Source organism: Micromonospora deserti (genome assembly GCF_003236335.1).
Classification (GTDB): Bacteria; Actinomycetota; Actinomycetes; order Mycobacteriales; family Micromonosporaceae; genus Micromonospora; species Micromonospora deserti.
In genome coordinates this window covers 16,057-32,283 of the sequence record NZ_POUB01000042.1, presented here as the reverse complement: position 1 = coordinate 32,283, position 16,227 = coordinate 16,057, and the positions used below count along the sequence as shown (strand labels likewise).

The following is a 16,227-nucleotide window of genomic DNA, read 5'->3' as shown; positions in this document are numbered from 1 at the left end:
CCCGGCACCCCGACCGACCCGCAGCACCGCCCCGGAACGGCCGGTCCGGCCGTTGCCGACCACTCTGCCGGCCGGGCTGCACCGCACCACCGGCGTACGGGCGGTGGCGCTGACCTTCGACGACGGGCCCGACCCCGTCTGGACGCCGAAGGTGCTCGACCGGCTGCGGGCGGCCGGGGTCCCGGCCACCTTCTGCGTGGTCGGTACCCAGGTGCGACGCCACCCGCAGCTGGTGCGGCGGATCGTGCGCGAGGGGCACCAGCTCTGTAACCACAGCTGGCACCACGACATGGACCTGGGCCGCCGACCGGTCGGCCAGATCCGGGCCGACCTGGTCCGCACCAACAAGGCGATCCAGGCGGCGGCGCCCGGCGCCAAGGTGCCGTTCTACCGGCAGCCCGGCGGCCGGTGGACGCCCGAGGTGGTGGCGGTCGCCGAGCAGCTCGGCATGCGCTCGCTGCACTGGACCGTCGACCCGCAGGACTGGGGCAAGCCGACCGCCGCGAAGATCACCGAGCGGGTGTACGTCGCCGCCCGCCCCGGCGCGGTGGTGCTGCTGCACGACGGGGGTGGTGACCGGGGTGCCACCCTCACGGCCTGCCCGGGCATGATCACCGACTTGAAGCACCGGTACGGCATCACCAAGCTCCGCTAGACCCGCCCCGACCTGCGTTTCTGGGAGACGCTGCGGCTGGGGCCATACCGGTTTGGTCGACCGCCGGGGCATCACGTATGCTTTCCAAGCCTCCGGCGGGGCCGGATGGGAGCAAGTCCGCTTGAAGTTGCGAATGTGCAATGATGGCGGGGCCGCCCTCATCGTCTAGCGGCCCAGGACGCCGCCCTTTCAAGGCGGTAGCACGGGTTCGAATCCCGTTGGGGGCACGGTCCGGCTTCGGCCGGACACACATGACCAGGTCCTGTGGAGCAGTCGGAGTGCTCGCCGCCCTGTCAAGGCGGAGGTCGCGGGTTCAAGTCCCGTCAGGACCGCCAGCGCTGACGCCGCGCCTACCACGCGCGGCGTTCTGCGTATCGGAGCGTGCGACCCTTTCGGCGGAGACCCCGTCGTCCGGGTAACATGATCCGAGTGGCACGGCCAGGTAGCTCAGTTGGTACGAGCGTCCGACTGAAAATCGGAAGGTCGGCGGTTCGACCCCGCCCCTGGCCACATAGCCTTTCGCCGGGCTACAGGAGCGCCGACCAGCGGAAACGCCGGTCGGCGCTCTGCTTTTCGCCCTGGAAGCCCGCCTGTCCGGTCTGACCCTCGTTGACCCCGGAATCCCGCTGATGGCCGACCCTTATCGCACGGGGATCGCACGGACGGAGCTGGCTACACGTTTGGAAGAGCGTGATTCACTGTCCACGACGCCAGGAGTGCCTGCTGGCGGTGGCTGTCGTGCTGCCCCGTGATGCCCTATGGCGACCGATGGATGAACCGGCTACTGGCCCGTGGATGGCTCAGGAGAAGCCGTCATCGCGAATGCGTCTCAGGTCATAACAGGGTCGCCGGACCGGCTGGCACATTGGGAGCCGAGCATCGTGACGGGAGAATCACCATGTATGTTCCGGCGCATTTCGCTGGCGACGAGCATTCGGTGCAGCAGCTGCTGCAAGGCGTCGGCGTCGCCGATTTGATCACCGCTACCCCCGAGGGTCTACGTGCCAGCACGTTGCCGTGGGTCTACGACCCCGATACCGGCGCACGTGGGACGCTTCTGGGACATGTCGCGCGCAACAACGACCAGTGGCGCCTGCCAGCGCATGGTGACGCACTGGTCATCGTGCGGGGACCGGATGCTTACATCAGCCCGTCGTGGTACCCGACGAAGGCCAAGAATCCTCGGGTCGTGCCGACTTGGAACTACATCACCGCTCACGTCTACGGCGAGTTTCACGTGCACGACGATCCGGCCTGGGTAGAGGCGCAGGTACGGCGGCTGACTGCACGGCACGAGTCCGGGCGCGTCACGCCGTGGTTGGTCGACGACGCCCCGGCGGTTTACGTCGCCGGAAATTTGCGCGCGATCGTCGGCGTGGAGGTCCTGATCACCCGCGTGGAGGCGAAGTTCAAACTCAGCCAGAATCGCCCCGCCGCTGACATCGACGCCGTCATTGACGGGCTGCGCCACCAGGGCGACGCCCGTAGCGCCGCCGCCGTCGAGGCCCACCGCCCGCGCTGACCTCCACAAGTTGGTGCTGACTGCGATCGAACGGGCGCACGTCCTGGACAACCCGGTGTGGGCGGCGGCGACCGGCGCCCACACCCACCTCGTCGAGGTAAACGGCCAGGCGGCCCGCTACCACCCGGACGTCACGCCGCTCGCGGCTCTCCGTTGCGACCCGGACGAGCGCGCGTGGGCTGATCTGACCGCCATCGCCGCGTCGGGTGACGTGGTCGGGCTGGCGGGCGTCACCGCCACTCCGCCGCCGCACTGGGAGATCGTCGACACGGTCCCGGGCGTGCAACTCGCCGGCACCTCCCTGCGCGCTTCGACCGACCCCGAGGCGGTGCGACTCAGCCCAGCCGACGTCCCCGAGATGCTCGACTTGGCCGCCCGCACCGGGATCGGCCTATTCGGCGCCCGGGCCATCGAGCTCGGCACGCACCTCGGCATCCGCCGCGACGGCCGGCTCGTCGCCATGGCCGGCGAGCGCGTGCGGCCACCCGGCTGGACCGAGATTAGTGCCGTCTGCACGGACGCCGCTCACCGCGGCCAGGGACTGGCCACCCGGCTGATCCGCGCGGTCGCCGCCGGCATCCACGCGCGCGGCGAGACCGTCTATCTGCACGCGGCGGCAAGCAACACCGCCGCGATCCGCCTCTACGAGGCCATCGGCTTCACACCGCGACGCACCACGACCTTCCGCCTGGTACGGACGCGATAGCCGGTTCGCTGACTACTGACTGTGCGACCTGGTCAGAGGCCCCGACCGACGGCCGACCGCTAACCTACGAGACTCTTGGTCATGACATGCTCGCGGCGCACGCCGTCGGGCATGAGGTCGCCGAGTTCACCCGTGTCACGAAAGCCGTTCCGCTGGTAGAGGGCCCAGGCGTTCTTGTTGCCCTCTACAACGGCCAAGCGCAGCGTCCGCGCGCCCACCAGCCAGGCCCACTGCTCCACCGCCCGCACGAGGTGATCGCCCACACCTTGGCCACGTCCCACAGGTGCCACGTACATCGAGATCAGCTCGACGACCCCGTCGTGGTCGGTGGGCACCCCGCTGGCCATCCCGACGGCTTGCCCGTCGAGCATCGCCAAGATGTTGTACGAGCCGGGGATGGCCAGTCGCCCGCGCCAGCGTTCCTCGCGATCGCCGTCGCCCTGCCAGTCCGCCAGCTGGGCACCGAAGGCGTACCCGGCCTCCGCCAGCGCAGCGAGCCGAAGTTCCCGCCACATCTTCCAATCGCCCTCGCCGAGCACACGTGTGTCGATCATGCGGAGAGGGTTCCGCAGGCGTGGCGAGCAGGCAACCCGGTATCCGGTGACGCGGTGTGACGACTAGGCCCTGTCGGACGTGACCGCGTGCACCGCTCGGGAGCCTCAGTTTGGAAGAGCGCGCTCAATCGGGCGTGATGCCCCAAACGCCTGCTCGCGAGCGCCAGCTCATTGCCATCTGGTGCCCGCTCGGCCTTGCGGCTACTGGCCCATCAATAGCCCAGGGCATGATCGGTCCATGGATGCGGCGACCTGGCGAACGGTGGGGCGGACGTTTCCTGGCCCGGTGGGACTGGCGGCGTGGATCGCGGTGACCCTGCCAGCTCCACTGGTGTTCTTCGAGGGAACCCACCGGTGGGAAGAACACCAGGACGTGTCGACGGCGCTTTGGTGGACCTTGGGAGCACTGCCGGTGCTCGCCGCCGTGGTGGCAGCGAGGTGGACCCGGTACACCGGCCAGCGTCGCACCAGCTCGGCCTTCCTGGCGGCCGTCGTCGTGGCCACGCTGATCAGCGCAGTGTTCCTGGGAGCCTCCATGGCTGTCTACCGGTGGGGCATCCCGCTGCAAGGTGCGGCCGGATGGTGGAGCGTCTTGTCCAGCGGGGCTCTGCTAGCGGCCGCCGGTGCGGCCATCGGTTACATGATCGGCCTAGGCAACGTGCGCCGCAGTCGGCTGTCGGATCGGCATGGCTACCTCATCGGCGGGATGGTCACCGTGGTGGGTGTCCTCCTTGCACAGGTGACGGTGCAGCTGGGCGCCGAAGACAGCACCAGCCGATACGACGTGATCGGCTACGGCGGCGTAGGGCCGTACACTGCGGCGGCCAGTAACCCCGGGGTTGTGATCCTGCCAGCGGCGGGCCGGTATGCAATCTTGGCGGTGGGCTTCGCGCCGCAGGATCCTGACTGCCGGGTCACCGGCGTCGGCCTGGCCGGTCGGTCGGCGGAGTTGGTCACGATCGCACCCGGCGACTACGGCACCGACGCCGCCTCTTACGCCTGGGTCGCCTCGTTCAACGTTCCCGATCCCGGTACCTACTCGCTGGCCTGCCGTTCCTCTGACGATCAGGCGTCCTACATCGTTTGGGAGACTCCCGATATCCGCGGAACGGTTGGCGAGCTGGTCCACTGGCCGCTGGTCGCGATCTGGTTCCTCGGCGCAGTCCCCGGTTTGCTGATCATTGCCAACACCGCCACCAGACGACGCGCCAAGCGACAGGAAGTGCGTGCGCCCGCATGATTTGACCGGCAAGACCTATGGGCGAGGACTCCTGATATGCGCTGGCAATAGCACACACCAGTCAGTGTTGGCGGATTTCCTCGTCGACGTGATCGGGTGCGGTGGGATGTGAGGAAGACCTTCTCCGAGTTGGCAGCTACCGAGGTGACGTACCGAGATGTGGGAGCCACGCGCGGCGGGCCCTTGCCCACCGGCTACGGCCACGTACACCGTGATGTCTCCGTGGGAACCGGGCGGGCAGCTTTCAAGCGGGCGGTAGACGGGCTCTTCTGCTGGCAAATGCACCGGGTGGCCGGACTTGCAGTAGCCAGTTCCGACGCGAAGGCAACTCCCGGAGCGGTCGTAATCCTCCGGGCCGGTTGGGGACCAGCGCAGCTCACGATCCCGTGCCGCGTGGTGTACACGGTTGAGGAGGCCGATCGCCGGGGTTTCGCTTACGGGACGCTGCCCGGTCATCCGGAGCAGGGCGAAGAAGCTTTCATGGTTGTCATGATCGGCACGGGTGACGTGCGTATCCGTATTCGCGCTTTCAGCCGCCCGGCTTCGCTCCTTGCCAGGGCCGGCGGGCCGTTGACCCGCATGGCGCAGGAGTACGTGACGGACCGGTACGTCGACGCGATCCGACACCTTACTCAACACCGGTCAGACCCTCGCCGCGCAGACCGGCGCGACCCTGGCTGACGCACGCATCGCATTGGCGCGGATCCTGTGGCCCCCGACGGTCGCTACGTCGCCCCCGGTTCCCCGATGGGTGCCGACTTGAAGGTGAAATGCGAACCGGGGCCACCCCCGCAGGAGTGGCCCCGGCGCCGGCAATTCAGTTGAGTCGATCGGTCCAGGCAGTGCCGAGGATCACCTGGTACGCGCTGATCCGTACCGGCGAGAGGGTCAGCAGCTCGTGGGCGAGCAGTTCTCCGGTGTTGGGGTCGAAGATCAGGAGGGACTGCTGGTTGTGCTCGCGGTCGTCGAAGGTGATGGCTACACCCTTCCGGCCCGCCCGATCGGTCACCTGACCCCGCCACAGGAACCCGGGCACGTCGGCAAGGACGCGCAAGATCTCAGCGCGCGTGTGACGCGGGACGACGTACCGCCCGTACACGGTGCTGACTTCCTTGCTGACGGCGCCGGCGCCGAACCTGATCTTGAGCAGGTCGTTCAGCTGTGCTCGACCCGACGGCAGCGGCGCGAGGTCCATCGGTGGCAGCGGAACGTTGTCGGGCGCGGGGGTGGCGGAGGCGGCAGCCTTGGGCTTGAGGTTGCGCTGCCAGTAGTCGCGGGACTCCTGGTCCGGATACTGGGGCTCAAGTTGAGTCGTGACCTGCTTACCGGTCCCGTCGGCCGCCTGCCAGACCTTGGTCTCGTCCGCGAAGGCGACCTGGTGGCGACCGTCGGCAGACGTCATCACTGGGTCGCCCCACGTCTTCGTGTGGTGGTACATGTACCGGCCGGTGCGGTTGTCGTACTCCGCGTCGACGAGCCTGTTCGCCAACGCGCGCAGCTGGCTCCCAGCATCACGGGCACCAGAGCCGTACGCCACCGGCACGAGCACCACCCCCGGATCCGCCCCGGGCGGACTGACGATCTCCGAGGTGTCCGGGTCGGACGGGCCGAACGTTTGGGCGATTGCTGCGGCGCCGACCGCTATGGCCAGCGCCCCGGCCGTCAGAACCAGCCTGCGGGTCGGGCGTGCCTGACGGCGATGGGCGACCGGCTCGGCGATAGCCTCCGCGCGGTTGATCAGGTCGTGTGCCGACAGCCGGGGCGGTGCGATGGTGCTGTGCCGGGCCGGGTCAATCGGCTTGAGGAGGGTGCGCGTTCGCTCTTCTCCGAACATCACATAACCTTTCGAGGACTAGCCAGCGCCGGCTGCCGCGCCGGCGATCCAGATCGGTACGACATCGCGTCGTTGAGGCGTCTACGGGCGCGGTGTAAGCGAACTGCGGCGGTGGTGCGGGTACAGCCAAGGACCTGGGCGGCCTCGGAAACCGTCAACTCCTCCCAACCGACCAACCGGAGGATTTCCTGGTCGAGGTCGGTGAGGGTGGCTAGGGCGGCCTGGATATCGGCGACGCCCACGGTCGCGTCGGCGCCGGATGAACCCGGCTCTTGCATGTGGCCGGCGTCGGTGATCGGCAGTACATCCGGCGCGGCCCTGCGAGCCCGCCATTGGTTCGCAAGCAGACGCCGGGCCACCCCGTATAGCCAGGGCAGGCTGCAGTCCGGGACCTCGCGGCGACGCCGCCAGGCGATGACAAACACTTCCTGAGCAAGCTCAGCCGCTGCATCCGGATCGGCAAGCCGACGCTGGCCGTACTTCACAACGTGTCCGTATTCGGCCGTGTAGACCCTGGTGAACCAATCCTCATCGCGTTTCGCCGGTGGACCCATCCAAACCCCTGCCTGGTTGAGGAACTCTCACCCTGGCTTGTGTCACCCCCGGCCCAATGATTACCGCCAGCATCGCCGGTCAAGGCCGCAGGACGGAGCTGCTACGCGTGGAGCGCCTCGGCGCGGCCGGCATCACACCTAACAGCCGACAGCGCCCTCGGGCCGCACGACTCTCGGGAGCCTCAGACTGGAAGGGCGTGCTCAACCGGTCGTGATGCCTGAAATGCCTGCGGCCGGCGTTGGCTCCGGTTGCCTCTCGTGCCCGCTCGTGACCGCTGGCCCTTCGGGCCGCCGAGCGGTTGAGAAATTGTCAGGACCGGTGGACACTCCGTGATCTGCGCTTGTCGGCGTCCTCGATGGCGTGCCGAACCGCCAGACGGATCACCCAGTAGAGGACCAACAGGCTCAGCACGTAGAAAAGAACGGCTGCGATCGACGCCTCCATGATCAAAACTGTAGCGGTGGTCTGTCAGCGCCGCTACCGCCATTCGTACCGTCATGACCACACCCCGACATCGAGAACGCCCGATCCGGACAGGCAAGCCGACCAGGGCCGCAATGCCCAGGCCAGCCATCCATGATCTTCTACTCCGGGTCGGGAGGTTCGAATTCTGCCGGTGGCCTGGTGTAATGGCGGCGTGAGCCGCGCCGTCGAGGAGTCCAATCGCCGGATGCTGCGCGCCCGCGACGCGATGGACCGCGCGTACGCCGAACCGCTGGACATCCCGGCGCTGGCCCGGATCGCGCACGTCTCCCCGGCGCACTTCATCCGCACGTTCCGGGCCACGTTCGCCGAGACGCCGCACCGGTACCTGCAACGGCGGCGGGTGGAGCGGGCGATGTTCCTGCTGCGGGAGACGGACCGGAGCGTGACCGATGTCTGCCTGGCGGTCGGCTTCACCAGCCTGGGCACGTTCAGTCGGACGTTCCGCGACATCATCGGCGAGTCCCCGACGGCGTACCGGAAGCGGATGCTGCCCCCGGCCGCCGCGCCGGGCTGCTTCACGATGGCCTACTCGCGCCCCGCGTCAGTTTTGGAGAAGCACCGGGACGCCGCCGCCCGCTAACGTGATCGCATGCTCAATAAGATCCGCATTTCCCATATCTTTGTTTTCGACCAGGACGAGGCGCTCGACTTCTACGTCGGCAAGCTGGGCCTGGAGGTGGCCGACGACGTGGACCTGGGCCACATGCGCTGGCTGACCGTGCGGGTGCCGGGTGACGACCCCGAACGTGTCATCCTGCTGGAGAAGCCTGGCCCGCCGGCGACGGACGAGAAGACCGCCGAGCAGGTCCGCGAGCTGATCACCAAGGGCGCGAGCGGGTTCTCGATCGGCTTCACCACCGACGACGCCCGCAAGACGTACGACGATCTCAGGGCCAAGGGCGTCGAGATGACGGACGGGCCAACCGAGCAGTCGTACGGCATCGACTTCGGCGCGCGGGACCCGTTCGGCAACCTTTTCCGCGTGGTCCAGCCGCCCGCCGCATAACCCGCGGTGGTCCACCCGGCCGGCCCGGCCCGGCCTCGCCGGGCCGGCCTCGCCGCGTACCCGCTCGCCGGAGCGCCGTCCCTCCCACCCGAGTCGTGGGCCGGCGGGCGAGGCCCTCACCACCCGCGCTCCCGTTGTCCGGAACCGGGCACCGCACGAAGCTGCACATCGGGGCATCAGCCGGTATGGTCCGGGCCCATGGGACAGGAGATGGCTGATCCGGCCGACATCCGCCAGGCTCTGCGACGGTTCTCGTTGCGTAGCAGCCTCCTGGTTCCCGCCCCCGCGGAACAGGCGTTCGCGGTGTTCACCCGGGCCCTGACCGACTGGTGGGTGACGGAGTACACCTGGTCGGGGCCGGAGCACCTGGTCGAGCTGGGCATGGAGCCCCGCGCCGGTGGCATGCTCTACGAGATCGGCCCGTACGGCTTCCGTGCCGACTGGGGCCGGGTGTTGACCTGGGATCCACCCCGCCGGCTGGTCTTCACCTGGCAGATCGGCCCCGACCGGGCCCCGGTGCCGGATCCGGCGCGGGCGAGCGAGGTCGAGGCGCTCTTCCAGCCGGACGGGCCGACCCGGACGCGGGTGGAGGTCGAGCACCGGCACTTCGACCGGCACGGCGAGGCCGCGGAGGGCTACCGGCAGGCGCTCACCGCCGGCTGGCACGAGCTGCTCTCCCGCTACGCCACCACGGTGCGCAACGGCGCCGGCTGACCCGCGCCGGCGGGCGGACCGCGCCTGCTGGACAGGCCAGGTTCGGGTGCGGGTGCTCGCCTGTCTCGCTGGCCAACGTCCGGCGCGCGTTGGCCGCGCTCGCCGCGGGTCGGCCCCGCCGGTCAGTGACCGATGCCGGGCCGGGAGCCGGGGCCGGTGCTGACGCCTCGGCCCCCCAGATCGGCCCGGCGGCCGGCCTCCGCGCCGGATCCGAACCCGGTGCCAGCCAGCCGGCGCGGCGGTGCGGTGCGCAGCCGGGGATAGGCCTCGGCGAGCCGGCGCCGCACCCGGTCCGACCGGTCGGCCAGCACCAGCGCGACCGAAGGTGTGCCCGGGTCGGCGGCGGCCACTGCCTCGGCCGCCCGCAGCCGGCCAGCGACCACCTGGGCGAAGCCGGCCAGCCAGGAACGCCGGAACGCGGCCGGATGCGCCCCGGCCGGCACCGGCGCGCCGGCCAGCCCGTGCGCCGCCTGCACCAGCAGCGAGGTGAAGAGCAGGTCGACCCGTTCCAGGTCGCTGGCGAAGCCGAACAGGTGCAGGGCGAAGCCGCTGCCGTGCCGACGGCGTACGCACCGGCAGCGCAGCGGCTCGGCGACCGCCGCCAGCAGGCCGGCCTTGTCCCGGGCGTACGGGGCGACGACCTCGACCACCCGGTCGCCGACCGGGTCGGTGGCCGGGTCCCGGGCCGCCAGCAGCGCCCGGTCGACCCCGTAGCGGGCGATGAGCTCGGTCGCCTTGGCGGTGAAGGCGGCGGACTCTGCCGGGGTGCAGGCCGGATCCTCGGCCTGGGCGAGCAGCTTGCGCACCTTGCTCAGCATGGCCTCGGACATGCCCCAAGCCTGTCATGCCGGGCGGGCCGATCCGGGCAGCCGTCACACGGATCGATCCGTATCATCCTCACGACCCGCAACACCGTCCGATACGGACGGTCAGCCAATCGATGGAGGAACGGATGTCAGCTCCGCCCCTGCGGGCGCTGGCCACGACGACGGCACTGGTCGTGCTCGCCGTCGGGTCACCCGCCCAGGCCGCCCCCGAGGCCAACCTGTCCGGCTCCCTCGCCACCTGCTACGGCGGCGCCAAGCGCGCCTACTTCGCCACCGGCGGCTGGGGCGGCGAGGCCGGCACCTACCGCACCTCCAGCCGCTGCCGCGACATCAACGTCCGCAACGCCAGCGAATTCGGCACCGAGGCGTGCGTGATCTTCGTCGACCGGACGGACCGGTGCAACTACTGGACCTACCTGCCCGCGAGATCCGGCTGGACCGTGGTGGCCACCAACGTTCGCGACGGTGTCAACTTCCGGGTCCGCTTCGAGAACCTCCGCTACGAGTACGAGCCGCTGGTGTCGTACCACGCCTTCTGACCGTCGCGCGGCGCCCGTTCCCCGGCGGGCGCCGCGCTCAGGCGGCCCGGCGGCGCAGCGTGGCCACCGTCGAACCGGCCAGCGTGAGCAGGCAGTCCGGCAGGAGGCCGTCGGCCGCCGCCGCGCCGAAGAGCGCCTCGCCGGTGTCCGCGTCGGCGTTGGCGTACGCGCTGACGAACCGCGCCACCCAGCGGGTGTCGTAGCCGGCCTCGTCGATTCCCGGGAAGTCGAGGGCGCACACCCCGGCGGGCACCGGTTCGCCCACCATCGTCGCGGCCAGGCACCACGCCACCCCGTACGCCCCGGCCAGGCCGGACCGGTCGACGACCGCGTCGAAGGTCCCCACCACCGCGTCACCGTCCCCGGCCAGCGCCGAGCGGAGCACGGCGGCAGCGTCGTCGAGCGTCTGCTGTGGTGATTCGGTCACCCACCGCACGGTAGGCAGGCGGGTCAAGCGGGCCGTCGGTCGTCACTCTCCGTAAACAGGGTGGGTGGCCTGCGGATTGACCCGCCTCCGTGGTCCCGCCGTCGGCGTCGGCACGCTAATGTGCGCAGCGGACCTTCGCCGGAGGAAGGACGACAATGCTCATATCACGCGCCTCGCGGGCAGCCACCCTGGCCGCCTGCGCGACGTTCCTGCTCGCCACCAGCGCCTGCGGGACCGACCAGCCCGAAGAGGCGACCACCCACCAGGTGCGCCTGTACGGTACCGACGGCAACATGTTCAACTCGTACCCTGCCGAGTTGAAGGAGCGCGCCGCCCTGGTCGACGGCATGAAGGGCACCACGCCGCTGACACCCCTGCCTGAGGACTTCAAGAGCCGGCTACGGTCCGTCGACCCGAAGCTGACCGACTACCTCTACTCCGCCGAGACGTACGACGCGGTCGTGATCAGCGCGATCGCCGCGCAGTTGGCCGGCAGCACGGACCCGGCCGCGATCGCCAAGCAGATCGTCGGTGTGACCAACAACGGCCAGCGCTGCGAGACCGCGGCGGCCTGCCTGGCACTGGCCCGCGACGGGCAGGACGTGGAGTACCGCAGCGTGTCGCTGACCCGGGCGGGGTTCACCGACGCCGGCGAGCCCGCCACCGCCAGCTACGCCACCCTGCACTTCGACGGGCAGCAGCTCAACGACGGCAAGACGGAGTTCGTCGGTGCCGGCGACGAGTCGGCGGCGAGCACCAAGACGCCACCGAAGCCGAAGAAGCAGCGCCCGGGCCGGTCCGCCCCCGACGCCCCGCTGGTCCTGGGCGGCCTGCTGCCGCAGACCGGCGACCTGGCCCTGGCGTACCCGCCGATGTCGGCCGGCGCCGCGCTCGCGATCCGGGAGATCAACGCCGCCGGTGGGGTGCTCGGCGAGGCGGTGGTCTGGAACCCCGGCGACGACGGCACCAACCCGGCGGTCGCCAAGGCCACCGTGGCGAAGCACGTCGAGGCGGGCGTGCACGTCATCATCGGCGCCGGCGCGTCCGGCATCTCCCGGGCGGTGCTGCCCGACGTGGTCAGCGCGGGCCGGGTGCTGTTCTCCCCGTCGAACACCGACGCCGGCCTCAGCGCGGTGGAGGACAACGGCCTCTACTTCCGCACCGCGCCGCCGGACAGCCTGCAGGGGCGGGCGCTGGCCGACGTGATCCTCCGCGACGGGCCCCGCAAGATCGCGCTGGTCGCCCGGAAGGACTCCTACGGCGAGGGCCTGCAGGGCTACGTCCGCACCGAACTGGAGCGGGCCGGCTTCGGCGGGGACCGGGTGAAGCTGCTCACCTACGAGCCGCCGGAGGACGCCAAGGCCAACCCGGTGGACTTCACCGCTGGCGCCAAGGAGATCAAGGACTTCGACGCGGACGCCGTACTGATCATCGGCTTCGCGGAGTCGGCGCAGGTGATCCGGGCGCTGGCGGACGCCGGCATGGAGATCCGGCACTGAGTCGCTGACCCGAGCAGAACGGCCGCACCGGCGGATCCGGTGCGGCCGTCGCCGTTCAGGAGCCAGGGCGGCGCCGCTGGAGGAACTCGGTCATCCGCCGGTGCTTCTCCTCGTCCTCGAAGAGCACGGCCTGGCTGACCAGGTCGAGGTGCGGGTGGGCGGCGGCCGGCGCGTCGACGGCGAGCTTGGTCAGCCGCAGCGCCAGGGCGGAGCCCTTCGCCATCTCGTCCAGCAGGCCGTGGGCCGCCGCCAGCAGTTCGCCGGGCTCGGCCACCACCCGGTTGACCAGGCCGATCCGCAGCGCCTCCGCGGCGTTCACCCGGCGGCCGGTGAAGAGCAGTTCCTTGGCCCGCGCCTCGCCGACCAGCGCCGGCAACCGATGGGTGGCGCCGGCCCCGGCCAGGATGCCGAGCCGCACCTCCGGCTGGCCGAAGACCGCCCGGTCCGTGCAGACCCGCAGGTCACAGGCGTACGCCAACTCGGCGCCCCCGCCTAGCGCCGGACCGTCCAACGCCGCGACGGTGGGCATCGGCAGCGCCCGGATCCGGGCGAAGGCCGCCGAGTTGATCGCCGCGAGGGCGTCCAGCCGGCCCCGTTCCCGCAACTGGCCGATGTCTGCCCCGCCCGCGAAGATGCCGTCGGTCCCGCCGGTGAGCAGCAGCAGCCGGGGGCGCGCCTCCAGCTCGGCGCAGACCCGGTGCAGCTCCGCGATCAGGTCGGCGTCGATGGCGTTGCGCTTCTCCGGCCGGTCCAGGGTGACCACCAGGCGGTCCGGGTGCTCCTCGACGCGCAGCCCGCTCACCGGCTCCCCCCGCCAGTCAGCTCGGTGACGTCGGCCTCGCCGACCCGCACGCCGTCCGCCCAGCGGTAGAAGCCCTGCCCGGACTTCCGGCCCAGCCGCCCGGCGGCCACCAGATCCTCCAGCAGCCGCGGCGGCGCGAACCGATCCCCGTACGCGGCCTGAAGGGTGCGGGCGATGTCCAGCCGCACGTCCAAACCCACCAGGTCGGTCAGCTCCAGCGGGCCGACCGGGTGCCGATAGCCGAGCACCATCGCCTTGTCGATGTCGGCCGGCCCGGCCACCCCGTCGGCCACCATCCGGATCGCCTCCAGTCCGAGGGTGACCCCGAGCCGGGAGGTGGCGAAGCCGGGCATGTCGCGTACGACCACCGGGTCCTTGCCCAGCCGGCCGGCGAGCGCGACGGCCGCGGCGGTGGTCTCCCCGGCGGTGGCCGGGCCGACCACGACCTCCAGCAACGCCATCGCCCAGACCGGGTTGAAGAAGTGCAGCCCGAGGAAGCGCTCCGGATGCGCCAGCCCCTCGGCCAGCTCGGCGATGGGGATGCTGGAGGTGTTGCTGGCCAGCAGTGCGGGCCGCAGCGTCTCGGCGTCGCGCAGCACCGCCCGCTTGAGACCCAACCGCTCGGGTACGGCCTCCACCACCACGTCCGGCTCCTCGGCGACCTCGGCGAGCGCGGTCCGCAGCGTCACCCGTGCCCGGTTCGCCGCGGCCTGGTCGGCGGTCAGCTTCCCGCGCCGCACCGCCGTGTCCCACAGCTCGGCCAGCCGGTCCACGGCCGCCGCGCCGCGCGCCGGATCCACCTCGACCAGCTCCACGGCGTGGTCCGCTCCGGCCGCCACGTAGGCGATGCCGAGTCCCATCGTGCCGGCCCCGACGACGACAAAGCGGTCGCTCATGACGCCTCCCTGCCTGCGGCGGCGCCACGGGGTTGTCCCGTGCCCCTCCGCCCGCTCCACTCGCTCATGGGCCGACCCTATGCAGCGACGATCTCCCGGCCGTGCGTGGGGGCGGAGCGGATCGGGTCTTCAGGTCTGAGTCCGTCCATCGCGACCCCGACCGCCGCCGGCCGTACCGGGTCCGCGGCGAGGTCCAGTTTGGTGTCGAGGGTGGAAGCCGCCCGGGTCACCCGGCCAGTCGCAGCGTGGCCAGGTAGTACGGCGCGTCCCGGTCGTCCACGTCCGTCAGTCGCCAGGCGGTTCCCCGGATCAGCCCGGCCAGCTCGTCCGGCGAGCAGACCAGATAGTCGAACCACTCGGTGCCCAGGTCCCGGTAGCGCAGCCGGAGCCGCAGCTGCCCGCCGAGGCGGCCCTGGCGCCGGTTGCGCTCGTGGTAGCCGGTGTGCACCGGGTCGCGGGTTCCGTACGGGTCGGTGCCGTGCGCGATGATCTGCGCGCCGGGCCGGGCCAGTGCGGCGAGCGCGGCCAGCAGGGCGGGGGCCCGCTCCCGCCCTTCCAGCAGGCCGAGGTTGTTGCCGAGCAGCAGGAAGGTGTCGTAGCGGCGCCCGTCCGCGACGTGGCCGTCCACGGTGCCGTGCACCAGGTCGCGGACCCCGCGGCGGTGGCAGACGGCCAGCGCCCCGGCCGAGGTGTCCAGCCCGGTCACCGGGACGCCGCGGTCCTGGAGCAGCAGCGCGATCCGGCCCGCCCCGACGCCGACGTCCAGGGTGGCCCCCCGCACCCGGTCCACCGCCCGGTGGTCGTACGGCTGCCAGTCCGCCGGCCCGTCCAGGTAGTGCGCGGCCGGCGCGCCGTTGACCAGGCCGTCGTCCCGCTCGATGATCTCGATGACCGGCCGGGGCAGCCGACCGCCGGCCAGCGGCCGGGGGCCGACCCCGGTGGCCACGGCGAACGCGTCGCGCAGCATCTCCCCGAACACGTCACCGATCTGTGGCTGTCCCGTCACGGCCTTCACGCTATCCGGGCGGTCAGTCGGCCGCACCGGTCGTATCCTGGCGGCGTGGCCATGCTGGACCGCCTGGCGGCGGAGAAGTACATCCTGCTGACGACCTTCCGCAGGGACGGTCGGGCGGTGCCGACGCCGGTCTGGGCGGTCCGCGACGGCGACGCGCTGGCGGTGTGGTCGGCGGCGGACTCCGGCAAGGTGAAACGGATCCGGCGCAGCGGGGAGGTCACGGTGGCACCGTGCGACGTCCGGGGCCGGCCGCACGGCCCGGCGGTGCCGGCGCACGCGACGCTCTGCGACCCCGCCGGCACCCGCCGGGTACGCGACCTGATCAAGCGGAAGTACCGGCTGATCGGCCGGCTCAGCCTGCTCGGCAGCCGGCTGCGCCGGGGCGAGGGCGGCACCGTCGGTATCCGGGTCACGCTCGCCTGAGGCGGGCGGATCCCGGGTACGACGAAGGGCGGCGGATCGACGTCCGCCGCCCTTCGCACAGTTCGTCTGGCGCTTCTCGGCCGGTCAGTCCCCCTGGCGCTGCTGGGGGATCTGTCCCTGCAGCAGGGCCCTAACCTCCGACTCGCGGTACCGACGGTGGCCGCCAAGGGTACGGATGGCGCTGAGCTTGCCCGCCTTGGCCCATCGGGTCACCGTCTTCGGGTCGACACGGAACATCGACGCCACCTCGGCCGGCGTGAGTAGCGGCTCTGGTTCGTGCGTTCGCGATGCCATCGGTCACTCCTCCACATGTATAGACATCGGCCGGGGTCCCGCCGGCCGACGCGTCTCCCATGGTCCGGCTAGTCCCCGATGTCCGACATGGGCCGAACGGCCGAACGTCCCTAGACGGACGGATGAACCATGCCCGATTTATGCGACTTTTATGTGGCAGAAACCGCCTTATTCGGACTCATGATCACGGTTCGTGATGCGCTAACTACGAGGGAACCTCGCCTTGGGAGCGC

Annotated in this window: 21 protein-coding genes and 3 tRNA genes; 14 read left to right on the top strand and 10 right to left on the bottom strand. The window is 70.9% G+C overall.

Going from position 1 to position 16,227, the window contains the following annotated elements; all coding sequences use genetic code 11:
* The 6 genes from C1I99_RS09410 to C1I99_RS09385 all read left to right on the top strand — a co-directional run.
* The coding region (locus C1I99_RS09410; protein ID WP_111133826.1) for a polysaccharide deacetylase family protein at nucleotides 1-655 on the top strand (655 nt) is incomplete at its 5' end.
* 154 nt (nucleotides 656-809) lie between these two features.
* Nucleotides 810-882, top strand: a tRNA-Glu gene (locus C1I99_RS09405).
* A gap of 31 nt (nucleotides 883-913) precedes the next feature.
* Nucleotides 914-990 (top strand) — tRNA-Asp (locus C1I99_RS09400).
* A gap of 101 nt (nucleotides 991-1,091) precedes the next feature.
* Nucleotides 1,092-1,165: transfer RNA gene (locus C1I99_RS09395), tRNA-Phe, on the top strand.
* A gap of 388 nt (nucleotides 1,166-1,553) precedes the next feature.
* Entirely contained in the window at nucleotides 1,554-2,177 is a 624-nt protein-coding gene (locus C1I99_RS09390; RefSeq protein ID WP_111133816.1) for an FMN-binding negative transcriptional regulator, read from the top strand.
* Nucleotides 2,178-2,190: 13 nt separating this feature from the next.
* Nucleotides 2,191-2,883, top strand: a complete 693-nt coding sequence (locus C1I99_RS09385) for a GNAT family N-acetyltransferase (RefSeq protein WP_233512422.1) — start codon at nucleotides 2,191-2,193, stop codon at nucleotides 2,881-2,883.
* A 59-nt stretch (nucleotides 2,884-2,942) separates the two neighbouring features.
* On the opposite strand, the gene C1I99_RS09380 is transcribed toward C1I99_RS09385, so the two are convergent.
* Nucleotides 2,943-3,437 (bottom strand): GNAT family N-acetyltransferase, encoded by a 495-nt coding sequence (locus tag C1I99_RS09380; protein WP_111133815.1) that lies wholly within the window; start codon nucleotides 3,435-3,437, stop codon nucleotides 2,943-2,945.
* A 238-nt stretch (nucleotides 3,438-3,675) separates the two neighbouring features.
* Here C1I99_RS09380 and C1I99_RS09375 point away from each other — a divergent pair, with 238 nt between their 5' ends.
* Together C1I99_RS09375 and C1I99_RS09370 are read left to right on the top strand one after the other, a co-directional pair.
* Nucleotides 3,676-4,677: a hypothetical protein gene (locus C1I99_RS09375; RefSeq protein ID WP_233512421.1), complete on the top strand. Its 1,002-nt coding sequence runs from the start codon at nucleotides 3,676-3,678 to the stop codon at nucleotides 4,675-4,677.
* A gap of 96 nt (nucleotides 4,678-4,773) precedes the next feature.
* Nucleotides 4,774-5,358, top strand: a complete 585-nt coding sequence (locus C1I99_RS09370; RefSeq protein ID WP_325049200.1) for a DUF1990 domain-containing protein — start codon at nucleotides 4,774-4,776, stop codon at nucleotides 5,356-5,358.
* A gap of 136 nt (nucleotides 5,359-5,494) precedes the next feature.
* Here the strand turns inward: C1I99_RS09370 and C1I99_RS09365 are convergent, their stop codons facing one another.
* The 3 genes from C1I99_RS09365 to C1I99_RS34580 form a co-directional block, all read right to left on the bottom strand.
* Nucleotides 5,495-6,511, bottom strand: a complete 1,017-nt coding sequence (locus tag C1I99_RS09365; protein WP_111133813.1) for a CU044_5270 family protein — start codon at nucleotides 6,509-6,511, stop codon at nucleotides 5,495-5,497.
* Nucleotides 6,511-7,065: an RNA polymerase sigma factor gene (locus C1I99_RS09360; protein ID WP_111133812.1), complete on the bottom strand. Its 555-nt coding sequence runs from the start codon at nucleotides 7,063-7,065 to the stop codon at nucleotides 6,511-6,513. The genes C1I99_RS09365 and C1I99_RS09360 overlap by 1 nt, the downstream gene beginning before the upstream one ends.
* A gap of 310 nt (nucleotides 7,066-7,375) precedes the next feature.
* On the bottom strand, nucleotides 7,376-7,510 hold the full coding sequence (locus C1I99_RS34580; RefSeq protein WP_267897487.1) for a hypothetical protein: 135 nt from the start codon (nucleotides 7,508-7,510) through the stop codon (nucleotides 7,376-7,378).
* Nucleotides 7,511-7,703: 193 nt separating this feature from the next.
* Between C1I99_RS34580 and C1I99_RS09355 the strand changes: the two genes are divergently transcribed.
* From C1I99_RS09355 to C1I99_RS09345, 3 genes are all read left to right on the top strand, one after another.
* Nucleotides 7,704-8,132 carry a helix-turn-helix domain-containing protein gene (locus C1I99_RS09355; RefSeq protein ID WP_199562061.1) on the top strand — a complete coding sequence of 143 codons (429 nt, stop codon included), beginning with the start codon at nucleotides 7,704-7,706 and terminating at the stop codon, nucleotides 8,130-8,132.
* Nucleotides 8,133-8,141: 9 nt separating this feature from the next.
* Nucleotides 8,142-8,558, top strand: a complete 417-nt coding sequence (locus C1I99_RS09350) for a VOC family protein (protein WP_111133811.1) — start codon at nucleotides 8,142-8,144, stop codon at nucleotides 8,556-8,558.
* Nucleotides 8,559-8,756: 198 nt separating this feature from the next.
* Nucleotides 8,757-9,272 (top strand): SRPBCC family protein, encoded by a 516-nt coding sequence (locus C1I99_RS09345; RefSeq protein ID WP_111133810.1) that lies wholly within the window; start codon nucleotides 8,757-8,759, stop codon nucleotides 9,270-9,272.
* A gap of 122 nt (nucleotides 9,273-9,394) precedes the next feature.
* On the opposite strand, the gene C1I99_RS09340 is transcribed toward C1I99_RS09345, so the two are convergent.
* Nucleotides 9,395-10,102, bottom strand: coding sequence for a DUF2786 domain-containing protein (locus tag C1I99_RS09340; protein ID WP_111133809.1), 708 nt, complete (start codon nucleotides 10,100-10,102; stop codon nucleotides 9,395-9,397).
* A gap of 122 nt (nucleotides 10,103-10,224) precedes the next feature.
* Here C1I99_RS09340 and C1I99_RS32695 point away from each other — a divergent pair, with 122 nt between their 5' ends.
* Nucleotides 10,225-10,638 carry a hypothetical protein gene (locus C1I99_RS32695; RefSeq protein ID WP_158554038.1) on the top strand — a complete coding sequence of 138 codons (414 nt, stop codon included), beginning with the start codon at nucleotides 10,225-10,227 and terminating at the stop codon, nucleotides 10,636-10,638.
* 37 nt (nucleotides 10,639-10,675) lie between these two features.
* Here C1I99_RS32695 and C1I99_RS09330 read toward each other — a convergent pair whose 3' ends face one another.
* Nucleotides 10,676-11,065, bottom strand: coding sequence for a hypothetical protein (locus tag C1I99_RS09330; protein WP_111133822.1), 390 nt, complete (start codon nucleotides 11,063-11,065; stop codon nucleotides 10,676-10,678).
* A 155-nt stretch (nucleotides 11,066-11,220) separates the two neighbouring features.
* Here C1I99_RS09330 and C1I99_RS09325 point away from each other — a divergent pair, with 155 nt between their 5' ends.
* Nucleotides 11,221-12,564, top strand: coding sequence for an ABC transporter substrate-binding protein (locus C1I99_RS09325; protein ID WP_111133807.1), 1,344 nt, complete (start codon nucleotides 11,221-11,223; stop codon nucleotides 12,562-12,564).
* Nucleotides 12,565-12,619: 55 nt separating this feature from the next.
* Here C1I99_RS09325 and C1I99_RS09320 read toward each other — a convergent pair whose 3' ends face one another.
* The 3 genes from C1I99_RS09320 to C1I99_RS09310 form a co-directional block, all read right to left on the bottom strand.
* Nucleotides 12,620-13,366, bottom strand: coding sequence for an enoyl-CoA hydratase/isomerase family protein (locus C1I99_RS09320; protein ID WP_111133806.1), 747 nt, complete (start codon nucleotides 13,364-13,366; stop codon nucleotides 12,620-12,622).
* Entirely contained in the window at nucleotides 13,363-14,262 is a 900-nt protein-coding gene (locus C1I99_RS09315; RefSeq protein ID WP_111133805.1) for a 3-hydroxyacyl-CoA dehydrogenase family protein, read from the bottom strand. Before C1I99_RS09315 ends, C1I99_RS09320 begins: the two co-directional genes overlap by 4 nt.
* 226 nt (nucleotides 14,263-14,488) lie before the next feature.
* Nucleotides 14,489-15,268 carry a class I SAM-dependent methyltransferase gene (locus tag C1I99_RS09310; RefSeq protein ID WP_111133821.1) on the bottom strand — a complete coding sequence of 260 codons (780 nt, stop codon included), beginning with the start codon at nucleotides 15,266-15,268 and terminating at the stop codon, nucleotides 14,489-14,491.
* A 54-nt stretch (nucleotides 15,269-15,322) separates the two neighbouring features.
* Between C1I99_RS09310 and C1I99_RS09305 the strand changes: the two genes are divergently transcribed.
* Nucleotides 15,323-15,700, top strand: a complete 378-nt coding sequence (locus C1I99_RS09305) for a PPOX class F420-dependent oxidoreductase (RefSeq protein ID WP_111133804.1) — start codon at nucleotides 15,323-15,325, stop codon at nucleotides 15,698-15,700.
* 84 nt (nucleotides 15,701-15,784) lie between these two features.
* Here the strand turns inward: C1I99_RS09305 and C1I99_RS09300 are convergent, their stop codons facing one another.
* Nucleotides 15,785-15,994: a BldC family transcriptional regulator gene (locus C1I99_RS09300; protein ID WP_007073996.1), complete on the bottom strand. Its 210-nt coding sequence runs from the start codon at nucleotides 15,992-15,994 to the stop codon at nucleotides 15,785-15,787.
* Nucleotides 15,995-16,227: the final 233 nt, after the last annotated feature.